This is a genomic window from Streptomyces sp. RKAG290 (genome assembly GCF_023701695.1).
GTDB lineage: Bacteria > Actinomycetota > Actinomycetes > Streptomycetales > Streptomycetaceae > Streptomyces.
In genome coordinates this window covers 6,323,087-6,341,517 of record NZ_JAJOZC010000001.1, presented here as the reverse complement: position 1 = coordinate 6,341,517, position 18,431 = coordinate 6,323,087, and the positions used below count along the sequence as shown (strand labels likewise).

The 18,431-nt window shown below is 72.3% G+C and carries 17 protein-coding genes, 5 tRNA genes and 3 pseudogenes; 10 read left to right on the top strand and 15 right to left on the bottom strand.

What is annotated here, in order from left to right:
* The first annotated feature begins 33 nt into the window (after nucleotides 1-33).
* The 5 genes from LNW71_RS28085 (at nucleotide 34) to LNW71_RS28065 (ending at nucleotide 475) form a co-directional block, all read left to right on the top strand.
* Nucleotides 34-106, top strand: a tRNA-Gly gene (locus LNW71_RS28085).
* Between the two features lie 37 nt (nucleotides 107-143).
* Nucleotides 144-217, top strand: a tRNA-Cys gene (locus tag LNW71_RS28080).
* A gap of 1 nt (nucleotide 218) precedes the next feature.
* Nucleotides 219-290 (top strand) — tRNA-Val (locus tag LNW71_RS28075).
* 18 nt (nucleotides 291-308) lie between these two features.
* Nucleotides 309-380, top strand: a tRNA-Val gene (locus LNW71_RS28070).
* Nucleotides 381-403: 23 nt separating this feature from the next.
* A tRNA-Val gene (locus tag LNW71_RS28065) sits at nucleotides 404-475 on the top strand.
* Nucleotides 476-579: 104 nt separating this feature from the next.
* On the opposite strand, the gene LNW71_RS28060 is transcribed toward LNW71_RS28065, so the two are convergent.
* The 5 genes and pseudogenes from LNW71_RS28060 to LNW71_RS28045 all read right to left on the bottom strand — a co-directional run bounded on the left by LNW71_RS28060 (nucleotide 580) and on the right by LNW71_RS28045 (nucleotide 3,078).
* Entirely contained in the window at nucleotides 580-861 is a 282-nt protein-coding gene (locus LNW71_RS28060; RefSeq protein ID WP_250970758.1) for a zf-TFIIB domain-containing protein, read from the bottom strand.
* Nucleotides 862-929: 68 nt separating this feature from the next.
* Nucleotides 930-1,493: pseudogene (locus LNW71_RS36585) on the bottom strand (phosphotransferase family protein); the annotation flags it as partial.
* Nucleotides 1,494-1,751: 258 nt separating this feature from the next.
* Nucleotides 1,752-1,981: pseudogene (locus LNW71_RS37045) on the bottom strand (aminoglycoside phosphotransferase family protein); the annotation flags it as partial.
* Nucleotides 1,982-2,421: 440 nt separating this feature from the next.
* A complete protein-coding gene (locus LNW71_RS28050; RefSeq protein ID WP_250970757.1) occupies nucleotides 2,422-2,631 on the bottom strand; it encodes a hypothetical protein in 210 nt (69 codons plus the stop codon).
* 186 nt (nucleotides 2,632-2,817) lie between these two features.
* Nucleotides 2,818-3,078, bottom strand: a complete 261-nt coding sequence (locus tag LNW71_RS28045; protein WP_250970756.1) for a hypothetical protein — start codon at nucleotides 3,076-3,078, stop codon at nucleotides 2,818-2,820.
* Between the two features lie 204 nt (nucleotides 3,079-3,282).
* Here LNW71_RS28045 and LNW71_RS28040 point away from each other — a divergent pair, with 204 nt between their 5' ends.
* Both LNW71_RS28040 and LNW71_RS28035 read left to right on the top strand, forming a co-directional pair.
* Nucleotides 3,283-3,942: a serine/threonine-protein kinase gene (locus LNW71_RS28040; RefSeq protein ID WP_250970755.1), complete on the top strand. Its 660-nt coding sequence runs from the start codon at nucleotides 3,283-3,285 to the stop codon at nucleotides 3,940-3,942.
* Nucleotides 3,903-4,457, top strand: a complete 555-nt coding sequence (locus tag LNW71_RS28035) for a hypothetical protein (RefSeq protein ID WP_250970754.1) — start codon at nucleotides 3,903-3,905, stop codon at nucleotides 4,455-4,457. Before LNW71_RS28040 ends, LNW71_RS28035 begins: the two co-directional genes overlap by 40 nt.
* A gap of 312 nt (nucleotides 4,458-4,769) precedes the next feature.
* Here the strand turns inward: LNW71_RS28035 and LNW71_RS28030 are convergent, their stop codons facing one another.
* The 3 genes from LNW71_RS28030 to cobT all read right to left on the bottom strand — a co-directional run bounded on the left by LNW71_RS28030 (nucleotide 4,770) and on the right by cobT (nucleotide 10,145).
* Nucleotides 4,770-5,588, bottom strand: coding sequence for an RNA methyltransferase (locus LNW71_RS28030; RefSeq protein WP_250970753.1), 819 nt, complete (start codon nucleotides 5,586-5,588; stop codon nucleotides 4,770-4,772).
* Nucleotides 5,589-5,652: 64 nt separating this feature from the next.
* The gene (gene cobA / locus LNW71_RS28025) at nucleotides 5,653-6,906 is read right to left on the bottom strand and encodes a uroporphyrinogen-III C-methyltransferase (protein ID WP_250970752.1); all 1,254 of its coding nucleotides are present in this window, start codon (nucleotides 6,904-6,906) and stop codon (nucleotides 5,653-5,655) included.
* A 233-nt stretch (nucleotides 6,907-7,139) separates the two neighbouring features.
* Nucleotides 7,140-10,145 carry a nicotinate-nucleotide--dimethylbenzimidazole phosphoribosyltransferase gene (gene cobT / locus LNW71_RS28020; RefSeq protein ID WP_374119460.1) on the bottom strand — a complete coding sequence of 1,002 codons (3,006 nt, stop codon included), beginning with the start codon at nucleotides 10,143-10,145 and terminating at the stop codon, nucleotides 7,140-7,142.
* Between the two features lie 39 nt (nucleotides 10,146-10,184).
* Here cobT and LNW71_RS37040 point away from each other — a divergent pair, with 39 nt between their 5' ends.
* The gene (locus LNW71_RS37040; RefSeq protein WP_374119459.1) at nucleotides 10,185-10,535 is read left to right on the top strand and encodes a hypothetical protein; all 351 of its coding nucleotides are present in this window, start codon (nucleotides 10,185-10,187) and stop codon (nucleotides 10,533-10,535) included.
* A 419-nt stretch (nucleotides 10,536-10,954) separates the two neighbouring features.
* Here LNW71_RS37040 and cbiE read toward each other — a convergent pair whose 3' ends face one another.
* From cbiE to LNW71_RS27995, 5 genes and pseudogenes are all read right to left on the bottom strand, one after another.
* Complete coding sequence (cbiE, locus tag LNW71_RS28015) at nucleotides 10,955-12,181, bottom strand: precorrin-6y C5,15-methyltransferase (decarboxylating) subunit CbiE (RefSeq protein ID WP_250970751.1); 1,227 nt, start codon at nucleotides 12,179-12,181, stop codon at nucleotides 10,955-10,957.
* Nucleotides 12,182-12,287: 106 nt separating this feature from the next.
* Nucleotides 12,288-12,964: pseudogene (locus LNW71_RS28010) on the bottom strand (GNAT family N-acetyltransferase).
* 101 nt (nucleotides 12,965-13,065) lie between these two features.
* Nucleotides 13,066-13,932 (bottom strand): MetQ/NlpA family ABC transporter substrate-binding protein, encoded by an 867-nt coding sequence (locus LNW71_RS28005; protein WP_250970750.1) that lies wholly within the window; start codon nucleotides 13,930-13,932, stop codon nucleotides 13,066-13,068.
* A gap of 71 nt (nucleotides 13,933-14,003) precedes the next feature.
* The gene (locus LNW71_RS28000; RefSeq protein ID WP_250970749.1) at nucleotides 14,004-14,675 is read right to left on the bottom strand and encodes a methionine ABC transporter permease; all 672 of its coding nucleotides are present in this window, start codon (nucleotides 14,673-14,675) and stop codon (nucleotides 14,004-14,006) included.
* On the bottom strand, nucleotides 14,672-15,730 hold the full coding sequence (locus tag LNW71_RS27995; protein ID WP_250970748.1) for a methionine ABC transporter ATP-binding protein: 1,059 nt from the start codon (nucleotides 15,728-15,730) through the stop codon (nucleotides 14,672-14,674). The genes LNW71_RS28000 and LNW71_RS27995 overlap by 4 nt, the downstream gene beginning before the upstream one ends.
* Before the next feature lie 693 nt (nucleotides 15,731-16,423).
* Between LNW71_RS27995 and LNW71_RS27990 the strand changes: the two genes are divergently transcribed.
* Together LNW71_RS27990 and LNW71_RS27985 are read left to right on the top strand one after the other, a co-directional pair.
* Nucleotides 16,424-16,783, top strand: a complete 360-nt coding sequence (locus LNW71_RS27990) for a hypothetical protein (RefSeq protein ID WP_250970747.1) — start codon at nucleotides 16,424-16,426, stop codon at nucleotides 16,781-16,783.
* A gap of 2 nt (nucleotides 16,784-16,785) precedes the next feature.
* Nucleotides 16,786-17,223: a hypothetical protein gene (locus LNW71_RS27985; RefSeq protein ID WP_250970746.1), complete on the top strand. Its 438-nt coding sequence runs from the start codon at nucleotides 16,786-16,788 to the stop codon at nucleotides 17,221-17,223.
* Nucleotides 17,224-17,277: 54 nt separating this feature from the next.
* Here the strand turns inward: LNW71_RS27985 and LNW71_RS27980 are convergent, their stop codons facing one another.
* Together LNW71_RS27980 and LNW71_RS27975 are read right to left on the bottom strand one after the other, a co-directional pair.
* Entirely contained in the window at nucleotides 17,278-17,781 is a 504-nt protein-coding gene (locus LNW71_RS27980; RefSeq protein WP_250972172.1) for a GNAT family N-acetyltransferase, read from the bottom strand.
* Nucleotides 17,782-17,818: 37 nt separating this feature from the next.
* A complete protein-coding gene (locus LNW71_RS27975; RefSeq protein WP_250970745.1) occupies nucleotides 17,819-18,388 on the bottom strand; it encodes a sigma-70 family RNA polymerase sigma factor in 570 nt (189 codons plus the stop codon).
* Nucleotides 18,389-18,431 lie beyond the last annotated feature (43 nt).

The window sequence follows — 18,431 nt, the reverse complement described above, 5'->3', positions numbered from 1 at the left end:
CGCCGGGACGCGCAAGTGAACCGGAACCGACAAGCGGACGTAGCTCAGTTGGTAGAGCGCAACCTTGCCAAGGTTGAGGTCGCCAGTTCGAACCTGGTCGTCCGCTCGCAGAAGGTGGGGGATCTTCCCGAACCCCCATCCCTGGTGGAGTGGCCGAGAGGCGAGGCAACGGCCTGCAAAGCCGTCTACACGGGTTCAAATCCCGTCTCCACCTCCAAGGACGATTAGCTCAGCGGGAGAGCACTTCCCTGACACGGAAGGGGTCACTGGTTCAATCCCAGTATCGTCCACCGGTCCGCAAGGACCCCGCGCGATTAGCTCAGCGGGAGAGCGCTTCCCTGACACGGAAGAGGTCACTGGTTCAATCCCAGTATCGCGCACGCAGTACACGCAGGGTCACCCTGCGCGATTAGCTCAGCGGGAGAGCGCTTCCCTGACACGGAAGAGGTCACTGGTTCAATCCCAGTATCGCGCACAGTCCGAAGCCCCGGTCGTCTCGACGACCGGGGCTTCGTCGTTGCCGCACGCGTCCGCGCCGCGGCCCGGACGCCTTCCGTCCGGGCCGCGGCGCGAGGCGGGTCAGGACGAGAAGAGCATGCGGCCGAAGCTCTTCTGCCGGTGGTGGCCGTGGTGGCCGCCGTGGTGCTGCGGGGCACCCCAGGCCGGCGCCGGGGCGGCCGGGTAGGCCTGCGGGGCGGGCGGCGGGGGCGGTGCCTGCTGCGTCCACTGCGACTCCATGCGGGTCAGGGACTCCAGCTCGCCGTAGTCCAGGAATATCCCCCGGCAGCCGCTGCACTGCTCGATCTGAATGCCGTTGCGGTTGTACGTGTGCATCTGTGCGTGGCACTTGGGACACTGCATGTTCGGGCTCACTCCTCGCCGTCGGTTAGCCGTCGCCGGAATGCATGCCCGCCGACGGTCGGTTCACCCTACGACGAGTGTTCGGCGGCCAACTCGGGCGGGAGGGAGGCAATTCGGGCACAGGCGTCGATCACCAGCTGTTCCACCTCATCCGGAGCCCTGGCCTCCGCCGCGGACTTGGCGAGCGCGAGAGCCGCGGTCTGCACGGTCAGCGCGCGGGCGGCGACGTCCAGCTCGGGCCAGGGGTCGCCCTCGGCGCGGACCGCGGGGCCGCCGGCCGCCCGGTAGGCGTCCAGGAACCGGAACCAGACCTCGGGGGACAGCAGTCCGGCTGCGTACCAGGCGGCGGGCCGGGCCAGATCCCAGGCGGCGTCACCGAGGCCCGCGTCGTCGATGTCGATGAGCAGCCAGGGGCCCCGCGTGGCCGGGTGCCGGACGAGCTGGCCCAGGTGCAGATCGCCGTGGCAGAGGAAGTGCGAGCGGTGCGCGGGCGCGGGCGCCTCGTCACGAGCCCACGCGGGCAGCAGCCGCCAGGCCGCGAGCACGGGCTCGACGACAGGATCCCCGGGGCGTGCCGCACACATCCGGGCCACGGCGAGCGCGGCCTTCGCCGGCCCCCGCATCGCGGGAAGCCCGAGCGGTCCCGCCGTGCCCGCGGGTGGCCCGCACGGCTGCGTCAGCGTGCTCGCGGGAGGCCCGCAGGGCGGCATGAGCTCCCCCGCTGGAGGCTCGCACGGCGGCGTCAGCTCCCCCGCCGGAGGCTCACTCGGCGGTGTCAGCTCCCCCGCTGGAGGCTCGCACGGCGGTGTCACCGCGCCTGGGGGAGGCTCGCACGGCGGTGGCACCGCAGGACACGCCCCCGGGGTGCGGGCGGGCCTGCCGCCGTCGGAGGGCGGAGCTGGGTGCCGTGGAGGCGCGCCAGGAGCACGGCAGCCTCCTCCCACGGTGCGGCGTCCGGGTCACCCGGGTCCACGGGCTCCCCGTGCGGCCACAGGGTGACCGGGCGGCCGTCCACCTCCGTGAGGTGCGGCGGCGGGCCGGCTGCCGTCACGGGGGCCGCCGCAGGCCCCGCCGGCAGGGGCGCGAGCAGGATGCCCGCCAGGCGGGGGTCGGCCGCGAGCCGCAGCCGGACGGCGAGGGCCCGAGGTCCGTGCCGGGGCATGGGCCTTGGCGACGACGGGACCGCTGCGGACCACGGTGCCGTCCGCCCGGTCGGCGAGCACGGCAGGCGGCGGGCAGTCGCAGCCTGCGGTGGAGGGCGCATGGGCCGCTTCGTGGGCGAGGGCGCTCAGCGCGCGTACGACTGCGGTGGTCACGGTCTCCCCCGGTGGCGCAGGATCGGCGGGATCGGCCGACGCCGTGCCCGGCGAAGAGCGTACGCGGATCACTCCGGCGGGCCGCCCGCCAGGGCAGGGCGCCCGAAAGGACCCCGGACAGCGCGATGTCCGGTCAGCTCCCCAGCTGACCGGACAAACGCTGCCGTCCGCCGCACCCCCGTCCCCACGGGGTTGTTGGCCGGATGTCCCGGTCCGGACCGCTCTTCCGGACCCGGGGCGCCGCTCAGCGCCCCAGCATCACGCCCACGGACGACGCCTGTGTGACCACTGCGTCCCAGCCGCCGAAGGCGACCACGAGCAGGGCCGCCAGAGGAAGAACCATGGCGGTCGCCACCAGCGGGTGACGCTTGCCGGACGACGGGCGGCTGCCGAACGAGGCGTAGGCCCTGCGTCCCTGCGTGCGGATCATGGTCCGCGCTGCCGTGTCCGCCATGGTTCCTCTCCTGACCTGTTGTGGAGCGGCGGGCGTGTGACCTCGGGGGACGAGTGCAACGCCCGCCGCTCGACTTCAACATTAGGGATCCGGGAGACGGGCGGCGTCATGCCCGCGTACCGAATGCCGGGCCTCCCGGAGGATGAGCCGTGGGTGGTCGGCGTACTCCCCTGGGTGGAGACGGCTCTACCGCGTGTTGGGGTCATCCCGGAGGGAACGCTCGGAGACGTCCTCCCTGGGGACCGGCTGTTCGACCAGGGCGAGCACCCTAGTCGCCATGAAGCGGGCGGTGCGCACCACTGATCCGTTCCGAGTGACTTCACTCACTTCGACCACCCCTCGGCGGACCGCGGTCTCCACCCGGCGGCCTGCTCTGGAGGCCACCACTTCGTAGGTACGGGTCGTGTCCCCGGCGTCCACGACTATCTCGACTCGATCGCCCTTCACTGATCCAATCCCCTTCTGCGACGGACCTTTGAGATCTCGCACGGGCCGGGGAGCCTGGATCCGCCGCTCCCTGACCACTCCTCAAGTTTCCCACCCGGCACTGACAATCGATTCTCCGGCGAGGGCGCGGCCTCTGAGCGCCCCGGGCGGCGGGTACGTAAGCTGTGCCTCGTCAGGCGGACCAGGCAGCGGGGATGGGCAGACATGGCGATGATGCGGCTCCGGCGCGAGGACCCGCGTGTCGTCGGCTCGTTCAGGCTGCACCGGCGACTCGGGGCGGGCGGCATGGGTGTCGTCTACCTGGGTTCGGACCGGCGGGGCCAGCGGGTGGCCCTGAAGGTGATCCGCCCGGACCTGGCGGAGGATCAGGAGTTCCGCTCGCGGTTCGCCCGTGAGGTCTCCGCCGCCGCCGGATCCGCGGCGGCTGTACGGCCCGGCTGGTGGCCGCCGACCTGGAGGCGGACCGCCCGTGGTTCGCCACGCAGTACGTCCCGGGCCCTCCCTGCACGACAAGGTGGCCGAGGAGGGCCCCTGTCGGCCGCCGAGGTGGCCTCGATCGGGGCGGCGCTCTCCGAGGGCCTGGTGGCGGTGCACGAGGCGGGGGTCGTCCACCGTGACCTGAAGCCGTCGAACATCCTCCTCTCCCCCAAGGGCCCGCGGATCATCGACTTCGGGATCGCCTGGGCGACGGGTGCGTCCACCCTCACGCACGTCGGTACGGCGGTGGGTTCGCCGGGATTCCTCGCACCCGAGCAGGTACGGGGCGCGGCGGTGACGCCGGCGACCGACGTCTTCTCCCTCGGGCCACGCTGGCGTATGCGGCGATGGCCGATTCGCCCTTCGGGCACGGCAGTTCCGAGGTGATGCTCTACCGCGTGGTGCACGAGGAACCGCAGTTGTACGACGTGCACGACGCGCTCGCTCCGCTGGTGAGCGCGTGTCTGGCGAAGGACCCGGAGGAACGGCCGAGCACGCTCCAACTCTCCATGCGGCTGAAGGAGATCGCGGCGCGGGAGGCACAGGGACTGCACGAGAGCCGGCCGCCGGCCCAGCGTTCGGCACAGGAGGCCGACCGGCCCACCGGCCGCCTGGACGGCCCGTACACCGAGCAGCACACCCGCCGCGCGGCCGGTCCGGCGCCGGTGTCGCGCCCGCAGAACCGGCAGACCGCGCCGCCGCGTCCCTCCTCGCCCCGCACCGGGGATCCGCGTCCCACGCAGCAGCCGCGCAACACGACCCGTCCGGGCAAGCGGACGCAGGGCACGAACGGGACGAACGGCAGGCCGGGCACCCGGCCCGGGACGCGTTCCACTTCGACCGGGCGGCGTCCCGCCAACCCCGGCTGCTGCGGCAGCGGCTCGTCGTGTTCGTCGTGGTGACGCTGCTGGTGGCACTCGGCATCGCGGCGGCCCAGGGCTGCCAGGGGCCGGCCCGCGGCCTCGGCGCGGGCCAGGGCCAGAGCCAGAGCGAGCAGTAACCCCCCTCGGGGCCGTCGTCCGGATTGGACCGCACGGGCGCGGCGTGACCCGAACGGGAGGCCTGGGGGTCTTCCGTTCGGATCGGGCCGGATCAATGCCGCGAGGTGCGGTGCCAGGGCACGCGAGCCCGGCATGATCCGGGACGAGATGCCCAGGGTCTTTCGTCCGGGTCAGGCCGGATCAGCGAGCCCCGCACGACCCGGACGAAAGGGCCTAACTCTCCGGGCGGCCTGTCGCCACCGCGTAGAAGGCGACGGCCGCGGCCGCGCCCACGTTCAGCGAGTCGACTCCGTGGGCCATCGGGATCCGTACCCATTCGTCGGCCGCGACCAGGGCCTGGGTGGACAGTCCGTCGCCCTCGGCGCCGAGCATCAGGGCCACCTGGTCCATCCGGTGCGGCGCCGCCTCTTCGATGCTGCTGGCCTTCTCGTCGGGGGTCAGCGCGAGCAGCTTGAAGCCGGCTTCCCGCACGGTCTCCAGCGCCTTGGGCCAGGTGTCGAGACGGGCGTACGGGACGGAGAATACGGCGCCCATCGAGACCTTGACGGAGCGCCGGTACAGCGGGTCGGCGCAGTCCGGGGAGAGCAGGACGGCGTCCATGCCGAGGGCAGCCGCGCTGCGGAAGATCGCCCCGATGTTCGTGTGGTCGTTGACGGCCTCCATGACGACCACGCGGCGGGTGGTGCGGAGCAGTTCGTCGGCGGTCGGCAGCGGTTTGCGCTGCATGGAGGCGAGAGCGCCGCGATGCACGTGGTAACCGGTGACGCGCTCGGCGAGCTCCGGGCTGACCGCGTAGACGGGGGCCGGGACCTCGTCGATGACGTCGCGCATCAGGTCGACCCACTTCGCCGAGAGCAGCATGGAGCGCATCTCGTACCCGGCCTGCCTGGCGCGCCTGATCACCTTCTCGCCCTCGGCGATGAAGAGGCCCTCGGCGGGCTCTCGCCTGCGCCGCAGCTCGACATCGGTCAGGCCGATGTAGTCGCGCAGTCGGGGGTCGTCGGGGTCGTCGACGGTGATGAGATCAGCCACAGGTTGATACTGCCTTGCCTGGTGTGTGGTGCCAACGGTCTGGAGGAAGATCCGTTACCGGTGGTTACTCGGCGGATCGTCCGGCGGCTGTGGGGCCGACCGCGACGACGTCGCCGATGACGATGACGGCGGGCGGGCGCACTTCCTCCGCGACGGCCCGCTCGGCGACGGTCGCGAGTGTCGCGTCCACGCGGCGCTGGGCGGCCGTGGTCCCTTCCTGGACCAGCGCGACCGGGGTCTCGGGGGACTTGCCGTGGGCGATGAGGGTGCGGGCGATGGCGCCGATCTTGTCGACGGCCATCAGGAGAACCAGGGTGCCACGCAGCTGGGCGAGGGCCGCCCAGTCGACCAGCGAACGCGCGTCGTCGGGGGCGACATGGCCGCTGACCACGGTGAACTCGTGGGCGACCCCGCGGTGGGTGACCGGGATTCCGGCCGCGCCCGGCACCGAGATCGAACTGGAGATGCCGGGAACGACGGTGCAGGCGATCCCTTCGGCGGCGAGCGCCTGGGCCTCTTCCATGCCGCGCCCGAAGACGAACGGGTCGCCGCCCTTGAGCCGGACGACGGCCTTGCCCGCCTTGGCGTGCTCGATCAGCGCGTTGTTGATCGCTTCCTGCGCCATGTAGCGGCCGTACGGGATCTTCGCGGCGTCGATCACCTCGACGTGCGGGGGGAGTTCGTCCAGCAGGTCGCGCGGGCCGAGCCGGTCGGCGATGACGACGTCGGCCTCGGCCAGGAGCCGGCGGCCACGGACGGTGATCAGGTCGGGGTCGCCGGGGCCGCCGCCGACCAGGGCGACGCCGGGGGTCCGGGTGCGGTGGTGGGGGGCCGCGAGGGTGCCGTCGCGCAGGCCCTCGACGATGGCGTCGCGGACGGCGGCGGAGTGGCGTGGGTCGCGGCCGTGCGCGTCGGTGGTGAGCACGGCGACGGTCACGCCCTCACTGCGGCCGGTGGCGGGGGTCCAGGCCGTGGCGGCGTCCGCGTTGTCGCTGCGGACGCACCAGGTGCGGGTGCGCTCGGCCTCGGCGGAGGCGGCGTCGTTGGCAGCCGGGTCGTCGGACGCGATGAGGGCGTACCAGCTGTCGGCGAGGTCCCCGTCGGCGTACGCACGGCGTTCCCAGCGGATCTCTCCGGCGTCCGCCATCGCCTCGACGGACGGGGTGGCGGACGGCGACACGAGGACGATGTCGGCGCCGGCCGCGATGAGGGCGGGGAGCCGGCGCTGCGCGACCTGGCCGCCGCCGACGACGACTACGCGGCGCCCGCTCAGGCGCAGTCCGACGGGGTACGCGGGGTGAACGGCGTGCTCGGCCATGGCGGTGCGGGCTCCTGTGCGGTGCGGATGCGGGCCGCTGCGGCGGTGGAGCGGCTGTGACGTGCGGGTTTGTGCGACGGAGTGGCGCTGGGTCCACGATACGGGGTGGGCTGGGGCGCCGGGTCCGGCCCGGGGCTCACACGCGGACGAGGCCGGAATGCAGATCAAGCCCTTCCGGCTCCTGAGGAGCGGGGGTCCGGGGGCAGCGCCCCCGAAACCCCCGCGGCGGCGCCCTACTTCTCCGTGACGCCCGCCGAGTCGAACGTCGCCACGTCGTGCATCGCCCGCGCCGCGCTCTGCACGATCGGCAGCGCCAGCAGCGCGCCCGTGCCCTCGCCCAGACGCAGGTCGAGGTCGACCAGCGGCCGCAGGCCCAGCTTGTTGAGCGCGGCGACGTGGCCGGGCTCGGCGCTGCGGTGGCCGGCGATGCAGGCCGCCAGTGCCTCCGGTGCGATGGCGCGAGCCACCAGGGCCGCGGCGCCCGCGCTGACGCCGTCGAGGATGACCGGCGTACGGAGCGAGGCACCGCCGAGCAGGAACCCGGCCATGGCGGCGTGCTCCAGGCCGCCGACGGCCGCCAGCACGCCGATCGGGTCGGCCGGGTCGGGCCGGTGCAGGTCGAGCGCACGGCGGACCACGTCGACCTTGCGGGCGTGCATCTCGTCGTTGATACCGGTACCGCGACCGGTCACCTCCGCCGCGTCCACCCCGGTGTACACACAGATCAGGGCGGCCGACGCCGTGGTGTTGGCGATGCCCATCTCACCGGTCAGCAGGCCCTTGTTGCCCGCCGCGACCAGATCGCGGGCCGTCTCGATGCCGACCTCGATCGCCGCGAGGACCTCCTCGCGGGTGAGGGCGGGGCCGGTCGTGAAGTCCGCCGTTCCGGCGCGCACCTTGCGGGGCAGCAGACCGGGTGTCGCGGGCAGTTCCGAGGCCACACCGACGTCGACCACACACACCTCGGCGCCGACCTGGGCCGCGAAGGCGTTGCAGACCGCGCCGCCGCCGAGGAAGTTGGCGACCATCTGGGCGGTCACCTCCTGGGGCCAGGCAGTGACGCCCTGGGCGTGCACCCCGTGGTCGCCGGCGAAGATCGCGACGGCCGCGGGCTCCGGGATCGGGGGCGGGCACATCCGGGACAGTCCGGACAGCTGCGCCGAGATGATCTCCAGCATGCCGAGCGCACCGGCGGGCTTGGTCATCCGCTTCTGACGTTCCCAGGCCTCGCCGAGCGCCTTGGCGTCCAGCGGCCGGATGCTGGAGATGGTCTCCTGCAGCAGGTCGTGCGGCTCCTCGCCCGGCAGTGCGCGGCGGCCGTACGTCTCCTCGTGCACGACCCATGACAGCGGCCGGCGCTTGGACCAGCCCGCCTGCATGAGCTCGGGCTCCTCCGGGAACTCGTCCACGTAGCCGACACAGAGGTAGGCGACGACTTCGAGGTGCTCGGGAAGGCCGAGCGCGCGGACCATCTCGCGCTCGTCGAAGAAGCTGACCCACCCGACGCCGAGGCCCTCGGCGCGGGCGGCGAGCCAGAGGTTCTCGACGGCGAGCGCCGAGGAGTACGGCGCCATCTGCGGCTGGGTGTGCCGGCCGAGGGTGTGCCGGCCGCCACGGGTGGGGTCGGCGGTGACGACGATGTTGACCGGGGTGTCGAGGATCGCCTCGATCTTCAGTTCCTTGAACTGCTTCGCCCGTGCCTTGGGGAGCGACTTGGCGTACGCGTCGCGCTGGCGCTGCGCCAGTTCGTGCATGGAGCGGCGGGTCTCGGCGGAGCGGATGACGACGAAGTCCCAGGGCTGCGAGTGCCCGACGCTGGGCGCGGTGTGTGCCGCTTCCAGGACGCGCAGCAGCACCTCGTGCGGGATGGGGTCGCTGCGGAAGCCGTTGCGGATGTCGCGGCGTTCGCGCATGACGCGCATGACGGCGTCGCGCTCCGCGTCGTCGTAGCCGGGCGCGGGCGGCGAGGCGACGGGGACCTCTTCGGCCGCCGGGGCCTCGGCCTCCAGGGCTTCCGGAGCCTCGGTCTCGGGGGTGTACGGAGCCTCGGCCTCTGGGGCATACGAAGCCTCGGAAGCGTCCGGCGCCGGATTCCCGTCCACGAGCACGGGCTCGGGCACGGGCACGGGCACGGGCACCGGCTCGGGCGCGGGCTCGGCGAGGGCGTCGGGCTGCACGGGCTCCGGAGCGTGCTGCGGCACGGCCGGCCCGGCGATCCCGACGGCCTGCTCGGCCTCCGGCGTCTGTGCCGGTGCGGAGCCGGTGCTGTATGTGAGGTCCGGGGTCTCGATGACCTCCGGGCCGGTCCCGGGCTCCTGCGACGGCTCGGCCGCGGGCTCCACGACCGGCGCCTCGACGATCGCTGCCGCCTCGGCCACCTCGGCCGTCACGGGCTCCACGGCCGCCACGGGCTCGGTGGGCTCCACGACGAGCGCCGGGACCTCGGGCGCGGCCTCCACGACCGCCTCGGCCGCCACCGGCTGTTCGGCGACAGGCGCCGGGTGCGGGACGGCCGGAACCGACTCCGGTACCGGCACGTACCGGGCCGGCGAGGCACCGTCCGGCACCGGCTCGACCGGCGGCGCCTCAGCAGGTGCGGCCTCGGCCGGCGCCGCTGCGGCGGGGGCCGCCTCGACCGGTGCAGCCTCGACCGGTACGGCCTCGGTGGGCGCCGCATCGGCAGCGGACTCGACCGATGCCGCTGCCGGAGCCGGCTCGGGCATGGTCTCGGCCGGGAGTTCGGCCGGGGCCTCGGCCGCAGGTGCGGCAACGGGAGCGGGCACGGGCTCTTCGGCCGGGGCCGTTGCGGGTGCGACGGGCGGCGCGGCGGCTTCGGGCTCTGCGGCCTGCACCGGAGTCACGGGAGCGGCGGCAGCCGGCTCGGGGACGACCGTTTCTGCGGCCGGCGTCTCCACCGGCGCCGGCTCGGCAGCCTGCTGCGGCGCGTGCGCCGCCCACCGGCTCACGTTCTGCGGCGGGATCTCGCCGAGCTGCGGGCCCGGCAGCGCGGCCGATTCGGCCTCCGACATCTGGAAGTACTCGGGTTCCGCGGTGGCCGGTCCCGCGTGCCGTGCGGGAGCGGGCGCGGGTGCCTGTGCCTGCGGCACGCCCGCCGGGCCCCGGTCGGCGAGTGAGCGGACCACGCCGCTGCCCGACGTACCGCCGTAGCTCTGGCCCGGCTCGCCGGAGGCCGGGCCGCGGTGCAGCGGCCGGCGCGTGGGTGCCTGGGTCTGGGCCACCGGCACCTGGGCCTGTGCCGGGCCGGGACGGGCGAGGGGATGCGTACGCCACTGAGGTCGACGGCGCCCGAGTCGCGGCCGCCGGACTCGTGGGTCCCCTGGCCGTTCTCCGGCAGCGCCTCGGCGGGGGCGTGGTGCATGGCGTACGCGGGGACCTGGACCGGGCCCTGGGCCTGCGCGGGGTTGTCGCCCGGCAGCTGGGTCATGTGCTGCGGGGCCGGCCGGGGCTGGTACCCGCCCTGCTCGGGCAGCGGGGCGTGCGCGGCCCCGTCCGGGTACTGGCCGGGCACCGGGGCGGCCTGCGGCTCGCTCCAGGCGCCCTGGGGGCTCGGCATCAGCAGAAGGTCGTCGTCCTCGGACGCGTGCTCGGAGGGATCGAGGAAGGTGTAGGCATCCGGGGCGGCGATACCCGGCTGCTCCACCATGCCTGCGTTCTCCGGCAGTCCCTCGCCCGGGATCTGGCCGGTGTCACTCATGCGTACCCCTCGCCCATCGTCAGTGCTCCTTCGGCCCTTCGCCCGGGACGCCCGAACACGGCACACAGGCGCTCGTCCAGTGGAACGAGCGGGCGCGCCGCGCGGCACGAAACGGTCGCGGACATACTGCATTCTCGCGGTCGTTCGCCGCCGCGGCAGGTCATTTCGCCACGGCTCGCTGTGGACTGCGCCACGTTGCGCGTCCCCCGGTTATGCCGTACCACAACGGGGGCCAAAACGGTCCCCTTTTCCGGACATTGACCAACGAAGCGACGAACATCCAGGTGCGGTGCAACGATCGGCCAGCCTACCTCGCGCCGTATCCCGGCAGGGTCAGGGGGCGAGGTCCGAACGCAGTGCGGACAGCAGAAAGACGACCGAGCGTTCGCGCTCCGACCATGCGGACGTGTCGAGTTCGACGGACTGCAGGAGCGAGCAGGCGACCTTGTATCCGTTCTCGGTGAGGGCACCGCCCAGCGCCTCGGCCTCGTCCCGGGTCGAGGCATGGGTCACGATCCGCTCCGGCCTGCGGTCGGCGACGGCGGTGACGACGGGGACCCCGCCGCCCCCGATCCGTACGACATCGGGCTCCGGCAGGCGTTCCAGCACGTGCGGGGCCCGTCCCTCGACCACTTGGAGCTGGACGCCGAAGTCGCGTGCCGCGGCTGCGGTGCGGGCGCAGGCCTCCGGGTCGCTGTCCACGGCCAGCACCGCGGCACCGAACCGGGCCGCCTCCACGGCCAGGGCGCCGCTGCCGGAGCCGATGTCCCAGAGCAGGTCGCCGGTGCGGGGCCCGAGGCGGGCGAGTTGGGCGGCGCGCAGCCCGGGGGCCTCGCCCTCGCCGCTCTTCGGCTCGGTGCCCGGGTAGGCGTCGGCGGGCAGCGCCCAGCCCCGTACGCCCCGGGGGTAGGCGGGGTGGCGGCCGGCGATCCAGGCCCCCTCGGCCTGCTGTTCCGGGCCGCCGCCGATGACGATGACGACGTTGGGGTCGCGCCAGACGTGGTCGGCGGCGGCGTCGGAGGTGACGACGGTGACCTGTTCGCGGGCGGTGCCCAGTTCCTCGCAGATGACGAACGTGCGGTGGACGCCTTCGAGCAGCAGGGCCAGTTCGGCGGGGCCGGCGCCGGGTGAGGTGAGGACGGCGACCTTGTGGTGGGCGCGGCAGACGTTCACGGCGCGGCGCAGTGTGCGGGGGTGGGCGACGACCGTCTGGGCGTCCTCCCACGGCATGCCGGCTCGGGCGAACGCGGTGGCGACGGCCGAGACGGCGGGCACCACTTCGACTTCGAGGCCGTGCTCGGGGGCACGCAGGCTGCGTACGACTCCGAAGAACCCGGGGTCGCCGTCGGCGAGGACCACGGCGCTGCCGCGGTGGCCGGCGATCCGGCGGGCGGCCAGGTCTATGGAGCCGAGCCTGATCCGTTCGGCGCCCGGCGGGACCTCGTTCAGTGCGAGGTGGTGGGCGGCTCCGGCGACGAGCGTGGCGGCCGAGAGCGCTGCCGTGGCCGCTCTTGTCAGTGGTGAGCCGTCCCAGCCGATCACTGTGACCCGGTCGGCCATCTGTCGTCAGTCTCCTGGAGTTGTTGCAGGTGGGGGCTGGTCCCCCGTGGCGCGCAGGGCGAAACAGCCTGGGCTCCCACCGGTGCGGCGGTGGACCGGGGGAAGGTCAGTTCCAGTCGTTGTACGTACCGTATCCACCGGCGTCGGCGAGCTGTTCGGCGACTCCCTCGAGGTCCTCGGGGAGCAGGCCCCAGACGATCAGATCGGTCCTGATGTCGGCCCATCCTCCGTCCTCGGTCTGTGAGCGCGCTATGCGGGCGTTGCGCAGCACTCCCTCGCTGATGCAGCCGAGCTTCTGGGCCACCTGCTGGGAGGCGGTGTTGTCGGCGGCGGTGCGCAGCTCGATGCGCTCGAAGCCCTGGTCGCGGAAGAGCCACTGGGCGAGCGCCAGTACGGACTCGGTGGCGTATCCCTCGCCGCGCGCCCAGGGGCGGTGACGTAGGCGGCCTCGGTGGCCAGAGTGCGCCAGTCGGTGTTGCGCAGCCGCACCGAGCCGACGAGACGCTGGGTGAGGAATTCGGTGACGGCCAGCACGATGCCGTCGCCCTTGGTGCGCTGTGCAGGAGCGATCCTGCGGACCCAGCGTTCGGCGTCGACCTGGGTGTAGGGCTGGGGTGCCTCGGTCCAGGCGATGACGAGTTCGTCATTCATCATCTCGATGTACGCGGGGACGTCCGCCATGTCGAACGGGCGCAGCACCAACCGATCCGTGCTGATGGAGATGTCCGGAAAGGTGGAAGTCATGCGCAGCTCCATGCCGAGGACCGTGTAAAGGCACAGCATGCAGCATCGGGCGGACCCTGTGCATGGGCGGGTCCGCACGACGCGGCCCCGCACACCCGGGCGGGGTGTGCGGGGCCGGTCGGACAAGTGCCTTGCAGGGGTCAGGACTTGGCTGCGGTGCCGAAGGCCGGGATGACCGAGCCCTGGTAGGTGTCCTCGATGAACTTCTTGACCTGGTCGGAGTGCAGGAGCTTCACGAGCTTCTGGACGCGGGGGTCCTGCTCGTTGCCCTTCTTCACGGCGATGATGTTGGCGTACGGGTTGTCGTCGGCCTTCTCGAGCGCCAGGGCGTCCTTGGCGGGCTTGAGCTTGGCCTCGATGGCGTAGTTGCCGTTGATGACGGCGGCATCGACGTCGTTCAGGGCGCGGGGGACGGTCGCCGCCTCCAGCTCCTTGAAGTTGAGGCCCTTCTTGTCCGTGATGTCGCTCAGCTTGGCGCTGGTGCCGACGCCGGCCTTGAGGGTGATCAGGTCGTGCTCGGCCAGCAGCTGGAGCGCGCGGCCCTCGTTGGTGGTGTCGTTCGGTACGGCGATGGTCTGGCCGGACTTGATGCCGTCCAGGTCCTTGACCTTCTTGGAGTAGAGGCCGAGGGGCTCCAGGTGCACGGAGCCGACCGAGACCAGGTGGGTGTTGTTCTTCTTGTTGAAGTCGTCGAGGTAGGGCTGGTGCTGGAAGAAGTTGGCGTCGACCTGGCCGGTCTCGGTGGCGGTGTTCGGCAGGACGTAGTCCGTGAACTCCTTGACCTCGAGCTTCAGGCCGGCCTTGGCCGCCAGGTTCTTCTTGACGTAGTCCAGGATGTCGGCGTGCGGTGTCGGGGACGCGGCGACGACGAGTGCCTTGGAGGTGTCGGCCTTGGCGCCGGTCTCGCTCTTGGACGCCGGGTCGGAGTCCGTACCGCAGGCGGTGAGGCCGAAGGCGAGGGCGGCGGTGGCGGCGGCAGCAGCGGTGATCTTGATGTTCTTACGCACGAAGAGTGCCTCTTTCAGGTGGTGACGGTGGTACGCCCGGACAAGGAGTGCGGGCTCGGGGAGGGGAAGTCTCAGGAGGTGGTGCGGCCTCGGCGGGCCAGCAGCCGGACGGCGCCGTCGCCGATCAGCTGGATCACGGTCACGATGACGATCAGCAGCGCGACGGTGATGAGCATGAACTGGTTGTCGAAGCGCTGGAATCCGTAGGTGACGGCCTTGGAGCCGAGCCCTTCGCCACCGACCGCACCGGCCATCGCCGAATAGCCGATGAGCACGATGACCGTGGTGGTGGCGCCGGAGACGAGCGAGGGCAGTGCCTGCGGGAGCAGCACCTTGCGGACGATCGTCGGGATGGATCCGCCCATCGACTGGACGGCCTCGACGAGTCCGTGGTCGACCTCGCGGACCGCCGTCTCGACGAGCCGGGCGAAGAACGGGATGGCGCCCACGGCGAGCGGCACGATCATCGCGGTCGGGCCGATGAAGGTGCCCACGACCCAGGTGGTGAAGGGGATCAGGGCGATCAGCAGGATGATGAAGGGCAGCGAGCGGCCGATGTTCACGATCACGCCGATGACCTTGTTCACCGGGGTGTTCCGCAGCAGTCCGCCCTTGTCGGTGAGGACCAGCAGGACGCCGAGCGGCAGTCCGACCAGCACGGTGACCACCGCGGACCACAGCACCATGTAGAGGGTGTCGACGGTGCCCTGCGTCAGCAGCGGCTGCATTTCGGACCAGGTCACTTGGCCACCTCCTTGGTGAGCGGTGCGGGGATACGGGCGGAGGGTGCGTCCGTGCCGTCGACGATCTCGGCCTGCAGCCCCTGCTCGCGCAGGAACCCGATCGGGACGACGTTCTCCTCGAACCGGCCGGGCAGCTCGATGCGCATCCGGCCGATCTGCTTGCCGCCGACGGTGTCCATCGCGGCGCCCAGGATCGAGATGTCGATGTTGTACGTACGGGAGAGCTGCGAGATCACCGGACGGCCGGCGGCCTCGCCGTGGAAGGTGACGTCGACGACCGTGCGGTCGGGCCCGGAGGCGCTGCCGCCGACCGGGAACAGCGCGTGGGCGAGTTCGGAGCCGGGGGTGGCGAGCAGCTCGCCCACGGTGCCGGACTCGACTATGCGGCCCCTCTGCATCAGCGCGGCGGAGTCGCAGACCGTCTTGACGACGTCCATCTCGTGCGTGATGAGCAGGACCGTGAGGCCGAGCTGCTGGTTGAGGTCGCGCAGCAGCTGGAGGATGGAACGGGTGGTCTCGGGGTCCAGGGCGGAGGTCGCCTCGTCGGAGAGCAGCACCTTGGGGTCACCGGCGAGTGCGCGGGCGATGCCGACGCGCTGCTTCTGGCCGCCGGAGAGCTGGCCCGGGTAGGACTTGGCCTTGTCGGCGAGGCCGACCAGGTCGAGCAGTCCGAGGGCCTTGCGGGACCGTTCGCGGCCGGCGACGCCGAGGATCTCCAGCGGGAGTTCGACGTTGTCCTGCACGGTGCGCGAGGCCAGCAGGTTGAAGTGCTGGAAGACCATGCCGATACGGCTGCGCGCCTCGCGCAGCTCCTTGCCGGCCCGGCGGCCCCGGCCCGCGAGGGCCGTGAGGTCCTGGCCGGCCACGGTCACGGTGCCCGAGGTGGGGCGCTCCAGCAGGTTCACGCAGCGGATCAGGGAGGATTTCCCGGCGCCGCTCTGTCCGATGACGCCGTACACCTCGCCCTCGCGGACGTGCAGGTCGACGCCGTCCAGAGCGGTGACCTCGCGGTCGCGCGACTGGTAGACCTTCGTGAGGCCCGTAGTGGTGATCACAGGGTTTCCGTCACTGTCGAGTGCGCGGCGCGGTGTCCGCCGGGCACGGGGCATTCGTCCGGTGAGACTCTTCGGACGTTCGATCGGACGTTTCGAGCGGGGTCCCGGCACGGCCAGGCGCGGTGGTGACCGCGGGGCAGCGTGCTCCGGCAGAGGCGCGTTCCGCTGGGTGCGGACGCCTCGGGCTCGGTCTCGCTTCGGGGCGCGAGGCTCAGGCGGGGGCCCTCAGAAGGCGCGCATTCGACACATACAACGAGCACCGGGCGTCGTGATCGCCTCGGTCGCAAGGGTGCGGCTGCTCGTCGTGGTCATGGGCCAAGTAAAACAGACGTAACGTTCCGCCAGGACCGGCTGTCCGGATAGCGGACAGCCGTGGATGGTGCGAAGCCGACGCCAGGCCGGTCGCGGAAATTTCCGGTCACACCGCTGTGACCTGCATCGATGCGGCAAAGGGGTCCTCGACGACGGCATCGGCCGCCCACCCGGAACGGTCCTGGGTTGTGGCCAAGGCCACGGCCCCGGTCCCGGCCCGACGCCCCGCCCGCAGCCCCGCGGGAGGACTCGGCGCAGATGACCGGCGCCGCTGCACCGCCGAGCGGCGCGCCTCGGCGTGGATCTTCCCGGCCGCCGGCCACGGCGCCCGGTGACGGGGGCGCACGCCGAAGGCCTTCCGGCCCGTAATACCCTCGGCTCATGCTTGACGCCCTGACGATCGCGGTCGGCGTGGCCGCCCTCGCCCTCGCCGCCTGGTGCGGATTCGCCGCCTACCGGGACCAGCCGACCAAGGACTGGCACTTCATCGGGATGGCCGTGGTCTCGGTGCTGGCACTGGCCCAGCTGGTGGTGGGGATCGTGCAGCTGGCCCGCGGCGAGCGGCCGGACCAGGGCATGACCATCTTCATCGCGTATCTGATCGGGGCCTTCCTCGCCGTACCGGCAGCGGGATTCCTGTCGCTGAGCGAGCGGACCCGGTGGGGTTCGGTGACGGTGGCGGCGGGCGCGGTCGTGCTGGCCGTCCTCGAAGTACGGCTCTACGACATCTGGGGGAACTGACCGTGACCGATACCGATCGCACCCCCGCGGCGGCCCCCGGTGAGAAGGAGCCCTTCGACCTCGGCACCGGTCCGGGCCGCGTACTGGTCTGGTTCTACGGCGTGTTCACCGTGGCGGCGGCGTCCCGCTCGATCGTCCAGATGATCCTGGACTTCGACCGGGCACCGCTCGCCTACGTGCTGTCGGCCGTGGCCGCGCTCGTCTACGGCTTCATCACGTATTCGCTGGTGCGCGGCGGGGAGAAGGCGCGCAGGACGGCGCTGGTGTGCTGCGCCGCCGAGCTCGCGGGGGTGCTGATCGTGGGCACGTGGACGCTGGTCGACCCTTCGGCGTTCGCGGACGCCACCGTCTGGTCCGACTTCGGCAGGGACTACCTGTTCATCCCGGTGATCCTGCCGGTCACCGGGATGATCTGGCTGCGCCGCGCGCGGACCGCGTAACCAGGGCCTCCCGTCCGGAACAGGCCGGGCTCGCGGGCCGAAAGACGAAAGACCCTAGGCGCTGGTCACGTACGCGGGGGCCGAGGCCTCCTTCTCCAGCAGGATCATCCGGACGCCGTCCTGGCCGGTGGCGTTGCCCACCGGGGCGTAGCCCTCCCGCCGGTAGAGCCGCAGGTTGCTTTCGCTGAGGTGTCCGGTGTGCAGGCGGAAGCGGGTGGCCGACCGCTGGTCCGCGAGTCCGGTCTCCGCCGCCCGCAGCAGCCGGGCGCCGAGGCCGTGCCCCTGGAGCCTGGGGTGGACACAGAGCCGCCCGATCTGTCCGGTGCCGTCCGCGTCCGCCGATCCCCGTACCGAGCCGACGACCTCGTCACCGAGCCGCGCGACGAACACCAGGTCCGTGGCGATCTCGGCTCGCACCGAGTCGAGGGCCTGGACGAGCGGGTCGATCCGGTAGTTTCCGTACAGCTCCGCCTCGCTCTGAAAACAGAGGTACTGGAGTTTCAAGACCTGTTCGGCGTCCTGTGCGCTCGCCGCCGAGATGATCACGCTCATGCCCATCTGCGCATGCCTCTCGCTCACCTGATCCACCGGTTGTCTACCGCTCCTTTCCCCGCAGTTCAGGAGCTACAACCTCCGCCGCCAGCATTCTGCGCAGACATCCAAGGCATCGGGAACGGATCGGGCCCAAACTCCCCTGTGACATACCCAACTCCCCTGCGATTTCCCGGTAGGTCGGGTCACCGGGCGCGAGCAGGGCGCTCAGTAAGCGCGCGCAGCGGCCCGGCAGCCGGTCCACCGCCGCGCGCAGGGCCCGGCGTTCGTCGGCGCCGACGGCCGCCCGTTCCGGGCAGCCGGCCGGATCGGGGGCGGTCTCGTCAAGGTAGGGGCGTTCGTGACGGGCAGTGCGGCGGGCCCGGCGGGCCTCTCCCCTGACGGTGTCCCGCACCCAGCGGGCGGCGTCCTCGGGCGGCCCCTGGTCCGCCAGCCGCTCCAGCAGCCGCAGCCAGACGGCCTGTTCGAGATCGGCGGGGTCCACCGCGGCACCGGTGGCCGCGGCGGCGGCCTCCGCTCTCGCCTCGGCACTGACCAGGGGATACAGGGTCCGGACGACGGCCGCGGGGCCGGGAGTGGCAGCACGGCGGGAAGATCGAGAAGCGTCATGCACCCACCCGACGCGCTTCACCGGCCGCCGGTTGCCGAACCGGGCA

What these genes read in the sequence shown, in the direction of transcription:
- cobA (WP_250970752.1), bottom strand. Translation starts at nt 6,906, where the DNA reads ATGGCCGAGCACGCCGTTCACCCCGCGTACCCCGTCGGACTGCGCCTG.
- LNW71_RS37040 (WP_374119459.1), top strand. Translation starts at nt 10,185, where the DNA reads ATGCGTACGCCACTGAGGTCGACGGCGCCCGAGTCGCGGCCGCCGGAC.
- LNW71_RS27980 (WP_250972172.1), bottom strand. Translation starts at nt 17,781, where the DNA reads ATGGGCATGAGCGTGATCATCTCGGCGGCGAGCGCACAGGACGCCGAA.
- LNW71_RS28050 (WP_250970757.1), bottom strand. Translation starts at nt 2,631, where the DNA reads ATGGCGGACACGGCAGCGCGGACCATGATCCGCACGCAGGGACGCAGG.
- LNW71_RS28060 (WP_250970758.1), bottom strand. Translation starts at nt 861, where the DNA reads ATGCAGTGTCCCAAGTGCCACGCACAGATGCACACGTACAACCGCAAC.
- LNW71_RS28040 (WP_250970755.1), top strand. Translation starts at nt 3,283, where the DNA reads ATGGCGATGATGCGGCTCCGGCGCGAGGACCCGCGTGTCGTCGGCTCG.
- LNW71_RS28035 (WP_250970754.1), top strand. Translation starts at nt 3,903, where the DNA reads ATGGCCGATTCGCCCTTCGGGCACGGCAGTTCCGAGGTGATGCTCTAC.
- LNW71_RS27990 (WP_250970747.1), top strand. Translation starts at nt 16,424, where the DNA reads ATGCTTGACGCCCTGACGATCGCGGTCGGCGTGGCCGCCCTCGCCCTC.
- cbiE (WP_250970751.1), bottom strand. Translation starts at nt 12,181, where the DNA reads ATGGCCGACCGGGTCACAGTGATCGGCTGGGACGGCTCACCACTGACA.